We start from the raw sequence: 6,868 nt of genomic DNA on the forward strand, positions 1-6,868 counted from the left end.
GTCCATACCGGCCGCGGATGCGCGGTGTGTGACCGCGCGCCCGGCCGGCCCGAGACCCACGACGATCAGGTCCGCCGTCACGGTCCGCGCTTGGGCAGGCAGCACCGCGCTCACATTCCGCCGGTTGCGAGCAGGCCGCCGTCCACGCGGATCGTCTCGCCGGTGATCCACGACGACTTGTCGGAGACGAGGAAGCCGATCAGGCTCGCAACGTCCTCGGGTGTCCCGAGCCGCTTCATCGGATACACCGAAGCGGCCTGTTCTTCACCCGCCGCGACCAACGCTTCGGCGAATCGGGTCTTGACGACGCCGGGTGCAACCGCGTTCACGCGGATGGCCGGTCCCAGTTGCCAGGCCAATTCCTCGGTGAGCCGAATCAACGCGGCCTTCGACGCGCCGTAGGCAGCGATCACGCCTGTTGATCGGATGCCGGCCACGCTGGCGACGTTGACGACCGCGCCGCCGTGCTCGCCCATCCATCCGTGGAACGCTTCCTGCACGAAGCCCAGCGTGGCGACGACGTTGGTGTCGAAAATTTTCTTCACGCCGTCGAGGTCGGCGTCCATCAGCGAGCCGTAGACCGGATTGATTCCAGTGTTGTTGACGAGGATGTCCAGGGATCCGAGTGTGTCGATCGTCGCGGCGACGGCGTGGCGGCGCGAATCGGCGTCCCCGGCGTTGCCCGGTATCGCAAGCACCTCGGCACCGTCGTCGGCACTCTCTCTCAGTTCACGGGCAGCTTCTTCGAGCGGCTCGGGCTTACGTGCGGTGATTGTCACCTTGGCGCCGCGGGCGAGTAGTTCTGCGGCCACAGCCTTGCCTATGCCCCTGCTGGCGCCGGTGACGAGTGCGGCTCGACCGGTCAGATCCCGAACGGTTGACGTGTGCGCGGCAGTCATGGGCGAGACGTTACCGGTGTCACTGCCGGAGCTGTCCGCAGCACACCGTTCGAGGGGCTAAAATGAGTGGTTGCTCGGGCCGGTGATCGTCATCATCGATGTGGGTGAACCGCCGATGGTTCGGCCGAGCCAGATATTTACTTCATTCAATCGCTAGGAGTACCCGCGTGATCACCGCCACCGACTTGGAAGTTCGTGCCGGTGTCCGCACGTTGCTCTCGTCTCCAGGACCAGCCCTGCGTGTTCAGGCAGGCGACCGTATCGGACTCGTCGGCCGCAACGGCGCGGGCAAGACCACGACTCTCCGCATCCTCGCGGGTGAGGGCGAACCGTACGCCGGGCAGGTCGTCCGTACCGGAGACCTCGGTTACCTCCCGCAGGACCCGAAGGAGGGAGACCTCGACGTCCTGGCTCGCGACCGAGTGCTGTCTGCTCGCGGGCTCGACACCCTGCTGCATCAGATGGAAAAGCAGCAGGCGTTGATGGCCGAGGTCGCCGACGAGGCGCGGCTCGATCGGGCGGTGCACAAGTACGGGGAGCTCGAGGAGCGGTTCGCTTCGCTGGGCGGGTACGAGGCCGAGAGCGAGGCAGCGCGCATCTCCAACAGCTTGGGTCTGCCCGACCGAATCCTGGGTCAGCCGCTTCGCACGCTCTCGGGTGGACAGCGGCGCCGAGTCGAGCTCGCACGCATTCTGTTCGCCGCCTCGGACGGCAGTGGTGGTCGGTCGAACACGACACTGTTGCTCGACGAGCCGACGAACCACCTCGACGCCGATTCGATCACCTGGCTCCGCGGGTTCCTGCAGAACCACGAAGGTGGACTGATCGTCATCAGTCACGATGTCGAGTTGCTCGGCGACGTGGTCAATCGGGTCTGGTTCCTCGACGCAGTGCGCGGCGAGGCCGACATCTACAACATGAACTGGAAGAAGTACATCGACGCCCGTGCGACCGACGAGCAGCGCCGTCGCCGCGAACGCGCCAATGCCGAGAAGAAAGCGGGCGCACTGCGGGTGCAGGCGGCCAAGATGGGCGCCAAGGCGACCAAAGCCGTTGCGGCACAAAACATGGCGAAGCGCGCCGACAAACTCCTCGCCAATCTCGATGCCGAGCGGGTGTCCGACAAGGTTGCGCACATTCGCTTCCCCGAGCCCGCTCCCTGTGGCAAGACTCCGCTGATGGCGAAGAATCTGACCAAGATGTACGGATCGCTGGAGATCTTCGCGGGTGTCGACCTGGCCATCGACCGCGGTAGCCGCGTGGTGGTTCTCGGGCTCAATGGTGCGGGAAAGACGACGCTGCTGCGCATTCTGGCGGGTACTGAGAAGTCCGACTCCGGCCAGATCGACCCCGGTCACGGACTGCGAATCGGTTACTTCGCTCAGGAGCACGACACGCTCGACGACCGCGCATCGGTGTGGGAGAACGTTCGGCACGCAGCTCCGGACACGGGCGAACAGGAGCTCAGATCCCTGCTGGGTGCGTTCATGTTCACCGGACCGCAACTCGAGCAGCCCGCCGGCACGCTCTCCGGCGGTGAGAAAACGCGTCTGGCGCTCGCCGGCCTGGTGTCGTCAGCCGCCAACGTGTTGTTGCTCGACGAACCGACCAACAACCTCGACCCGATCTCCCGCGAGCAGGTTCTCGATGCCCTCCGCAGCTACAAGGGTGCCGTCGTGCTCGTCACCCACGATCCAGGTGCGGCCGAGGCTCTCTCACCGGAACGGGTCATTCTTCTCCCCGATGGCACCGAGGATCACTGGTCCCAGGAGTATCTGGAGCTCATTCAGTTGGCTTGAGCGTTCGTCGGATCGGCTGTTTTCTCGTGGCGGGCAGAGCGGCCGTCTACCCTTGTCTGCACGGGGGAGATCGTCGAGCGATGGGTCTTCGGTTGTTCCGTCGGCTCCACGCCGGCGGCGCCGACTGGAGGCCCTATGCCACACACGAAAGCTCGATCCCCCGAAAACGTCCGTGCCCACGAAGAAGACGTCGTTGCCCACGAGGACGGGCAGATCGCCAAAGGTGCTCGCATCACCGGTGATTCACGCGGTCAGCTGAGCGCTTCGCTCAAGGACCTGTACGAGGCAGGCGCCAGTATCCGTTCGCTCGCGCTGCAGACCGGTCGTTCCTACGGTTTCGTCCATCAGGTGTTGGCCGAGTCGGGTGCGCGCCTGCGATCGCGTGGCGGCCCTAATCGCACCCGCATCGCCAATGCGGGGGTAACCACCCCGGTGTCCTGACCCTGCCAGGGGCCGGCTTCTGGTGCCTGATCTGTCAGCGCAGCGACGAGTCCGGCTTACGCACGGATTCCTCGACAAGGTCGAGCACCGCCGAAAGGTTGTCTCCTCCCTGCCCCGACGCGATCCGTGCGACGAGGCCGTCGAGGACCAGATCCAGGTAGTCCACCATGACGTCCGGGGCCACGTCGTCGCGTAGTTTACCGGCGGTCTTCTGTCGTTCCAGGCGGGCCAGCGTGGCGTCGGTCAATTCTGCGGACTTCTCCGACCAGCTTTTTCTGAACTCCGGATCGGTGCGGATGCGTCGGGCTATCTCGAGCCGAGTGCCCAACCACTCGAACCGGTCGGGTTGAGCCAGCATGTCCCGCATGACCTGGACGATGCCCTGGTTCGCGGCGACGTCGGCCATCCGCCTGGCGTCCTCCTGGGCCAAAGCCAGGAAAAGGCCGTCCTTGTCCTTGAAGTGATGGAAGATCGCGCCGCGTGAGAGTCCGGTGGCCTCTTCGAGACGCCTCACCGTGGCGCCCTCGTACCCGAACTCGCCGAAGCACTTACGCGCGCCGTCGAGGATCTCGCTTCGCCTCGCCGCCAACTGGTCTTCGCTGACCTTCGGCACGACTGCCTCCTTCTGAACGGGTGGTGGTCCTCGGCCGGCCGAGCCGGCAGAGCAGAACGCGCACGACCCTTGCAGCCCGGGTTCGGTGAAACCCGACGTGGTCGTGCGCGTTCTGTGTTCAGCAGCCGAAATCACTCACGGCGTAGTGCTCTGGATGAGATCAGTTTCTGATCATGTTGCGAAGCACATACTGCAGAATTCCACCGTTGCGGTAGTAGTCGGCCTCACCCGGTGTGTCGATGCGAACGACGGCATCGAACTCGACCTTGCTGCCGTCGGTCTTGGTCGCCGTGACGGCCATCGTCTTCGGCGTGGTGCCTTCGTTCAACTTCTCGATGCCGACGATGTCGAAGGTCTCGGTACCGTCGAGCTTCAACGACTTAGCGCTCTCGCCGACCGGGAACTGAAGCGGGACAACGCCCATGCCGATGAGGTTGGAGCGGTGAATACGCTCGAACGACTCGGTGATGACCGCCTTGACGCCCAGCAAGCTTGTGCCCTTGGCCGCCCAGTCACGCGACGATCCGCTGCCGTACTCCTTGCCGCCCAGGACGACGAGTGGGATGCCCGCTTCCTGGTAGTTCTGCGCTGCGTCGTAGATGAAGGCCTGCGGACCGTCTTCCTTCGTGAAGTCGCGGGTGTATCCGCCCGAGACGTCGTCGAGGAGCTGGTTCTTCAGACGGATGTTCGCGAACGTTCCGCGAATCATCACTTCGTGGTTGCCGCGACGCGATCCGAGCGAGTTGTAATCCTTGCGTTCGACGCCGTGTGAATCCAGGTACTGCGCAGCAGGCGTACCCGCCTTGATCGGACCTGCCGGGCTGATGTGGTCGGTCGTGACCGAGTCGCCGAGCAGGGCCAGGACGCGAGCACCCTTGATGTCTTCGACGGGTGCCGGATCCATCGTCATGCCGTCGAAGTACGGAGGCTTGCGCACGTACGTCGACTTCGGGTCCCACTCGAAGGTGTCGCCCTCGGGAGTGGAGAGATTTTGCCAGCGGCTGTCACCGGCGAAGATGGTCTCGTAGGACTTGCTGAACATGTCCCGGCTGATCGAGGACTGAATCGTCTCTTCGATCTCCTGCGAGGACGGCCAGATGTCCTTCAGGAACACGGGATTGCCCTCGTGGTCCTCGCCGAGCGAATCGGTTTCGAAGTCGAAGTCCATGGTTCCCGCGAGGCCGTACGCGATGACCAGTGGCGGCGAGGCCAGGTAGTTCATCTTCACGTCGGGGGAAATGCGACCCTCGAAGTTACGGTTGCCGGAGAGCACGGCGGTGACCGACAGATCGTTGTCGTTGATCGCCTTCGAGATCGGCTCGAGCAGCGGGCCGGTGTTGCCGATGCACGTGGTGCATCCGTAACCACCGAGGTAGTAACCCAGCTTCTCGAGGTACGGCCACAGGCCGGCCTTCTCGTAGTAGTCGGTGACGACCTGCGAACCGGGAGCCATGTTGGTCTTGACCCAGGGCTTGGTCGAGAGGCCCTTGTCGACCGCGTTGCGGGCGAGCAGGGCAGCGCCGAGCATCACGGACGGGTTGGAGGTGTTGGTGCAGGAGGTGATGCCTGCGACGACCACTGCGCCGTGATCGAGGACGAACTCGCCTGCCTCGTCGGTGACGACGCGCACGGGCTTGCTCGGGCGACCTTCGCAACCGTAGGCGGCCGACTGCACGTCGACGGCACCGTCATCGGCAAACGACAGGGTGGCCGGATCAGACGCAGGGAAGGACTCGTCGACGGCCTCGTCGAGCTGGGACAGCTCGGTCGGGTGATTCTCCTCGACGTAGTTGTGGATGTCCTTGCGGAACGCATTCTTGGAATCCGACAGCATGATTCGGTCCTGCGGACGCTTCGGTCCGGCGATGGACGGCACGACGGTGTTCAGATCGAGCTCGATGTACTCCGAGTACACGGCCTCGTTCTTCGGGTCGTGCCACATGCCCTGTTCCTTGGCGTACGCCTCGACGAGCGCCAGCTGCTCGTCGCTGCGGCCGGTGAGGCGCAGGTAGTTGATGGTTTCCTCGTCGATCGGGAAGATCGCTGCGGTGGAACCGAACTCGGGGCTCATGTTGCCCAGGGTTGCGCGGTTCGCGAGCGGAACCTCGGCGACGCCTTCGCCGTAGAACTCGACGAACTTGCCGACGACACCGTGCTTACGCAGCATTTCGGTGGCGGTGAGGACCACGTCGGTTGCGGTCACGCCCGGCTGGATCTCGCCGGAGAGCTTGAATCCGACGACGCGGGGGATGAGCATCGAGACGGGCTGGCCGAGCATCGCTGCCTCGGCCTCGATGCCGCCGACGCCCCAGCCGAGTACGCCGAGTCCGTTGACCATCGTCGTGTGCGAGTCGGTGCCGACGCAGGTGTCGGGGTAGGCCTGGCCCTTACGGGTCATGATGGTCGGCGCCAAGTACTCGATGTTGACCTGGTGCACGATGCCCATGCCCGGGGGGACGACCTTGAAGTCGTCGAATGCGCCCTGTCCCCAGCGGAGGAACTGGTAACGCTCGCCGTTGCGCTCGTACTCGAGGTCGACGTTGCGTTCGAGGGCGTCGGCGCGACCGAAGACGTCCAGGATGACCGAGTGGTCGATGACCATGTCGGCGGGGGAGAGGGGGTTGACCTTGTTGGGGTCGCCACCGAGGGTGGTGACGGCCTCACGCATCGTGGCGAGGTCGACGATGCACGGCACGCCCGTGAAGTCCTGCATGATGACGCGTGCAGGGGTGAACTGAATTTCGAAGCTCGGCTCCGCGGAGGGATCCCACGATGCAATCGAGCGAATGTGGTCGGCGGTGATGTTGGCACCGTCCTCGGTGCGAAGGAGGTTCTCCGCGAGGACCTTCAATGCGTAGGGCAACTTCTCGGCGCCAGGCAAGGCCGACAACCGGAAGATCTCGTACGAGTTCTTTCCGACTTCGAGGGTGCCCTTTGCACCGAATGAATCATTACTGGCGGTCACTTCAGCTCCACTCGTCTATGAGGCACACCGCCGACGGGGCTGTGTCGACGGTTGAAGCGAGGCGCTGACCGTGTGTCTCGGCATGGCATCCGGCGTGCGGATTGCTTGCGGACCCTCGGGCAGTGTCTCGATGGAAGTCTAACAGTACGCT

Annotated in this window: 5 protein-coding genes; 2 read left to right on the forward strand and 3 right to left on the reverse strand. The window is 64.3% G+C overall.

The window, feature by feature from the left end:
• Positions 1-110: 110 nt before the first annotated feature.
• Positions 111-899, reverse strand: coding sequence for an SDR family oxidoreductase (locus WBQ44_RS05755; RefSeq protein ID WP_495565765.1), 789 nt, complete (start codon positions 897-899; stop codon positions 111-113).
• Positions 900-1,066: 167 nt separating this feature from the next.
• Here WBQ44_RS05755 and WBQ44_RS05760 point away from each other — a divergent pair, with 167 nt between their 5' ends.
• Both WBQ44_RS05760 and WBQ44_RS05765 read left to right on the forward strand, forming a co-directional pair.
• Positions 1,067-2,698 (forward strand): ABC-F family ATP-binding cassette domain-containing protein, encoded by a 1,632-nt coding sequence (locus WBQ44_RS05760; RefSeq protein ID WP_495565766.1) that lies wholly within the window; start codon positions 1,067-1,069, stop codon positions 2,696-2,698.
• Positions 2,699-2,833: 135 nt separating this feature from the next.
• Positions 2,834-3,139, forward strand: coding sequence for a helix-turn-helix domain-containing protein (locus WBQ44_RS05765; protein WP_495565767.1), 306 nt, complete (start codon positions 2,834-2,836; stop codon positions 3,137-3,139).
• 34 nt (positions 3,140-3,173) lie between these two features.
• On the opposite strand, the gene WBQ44_RS05770 is transcribed toward WBQ44_RS05765, so the two are convergent.
• The gene (locus WBQ44_RS05770; protein WP_495565768.1) at positions 3,174-3,752 is read right to left on the reverse strand and encodes a TetR/AcrR family transcriptional regulator; all 579 of its coding nucleotides are present in this window, start codon (positions 3,750-3,752) and stop codon (positions 3,174-3,176) included.
• Positions 3,753-3,912: 160 nt separating this feature from the next.
• Positions 3,913-6,717, reverse strand: a complete 2,805-nt coding sequence (gene acnA / locus WBQ44_RS05775) for an aconitate hydratase AcnA (RefSeq protein WP_495565769.1) — start codon at positions 6,715-6,717, stop codon at positions 3,913-3,915.
• Between the last annotated feature and the right edge of the window lie 151 nt (positions 6,718-6,868).

Source organism: Rhodococcus sp. (in: high G+C Gram-positive bacteria) (assembly GCF_049591685.1).
In the GTDB taxonomy this organism is placed as follows: domain Bacteria; phylum Actinomycetota; class Actinomycetes; order Mycobacteriales; family Mycobacteriaceae; genus Rhodococcoides.

Excerpts from the sequence above, each read along its gene's own strand:
- WBQ44_RS05755 (WP_495565765.1), bottom strand. The coding sequence starts at position 899 with ATGACTGCCGCGCACACGTCAACCGTTCGGGATCTGACCGGTCGAGCC.
- WBQ44_RS05765 (WP_495565767.1), top strand. The coding sequence starts at position 2,834 with ATGCCACACACGAAAGCTCGATCCCCCGAAAACGTCCGTGCCCACGAA.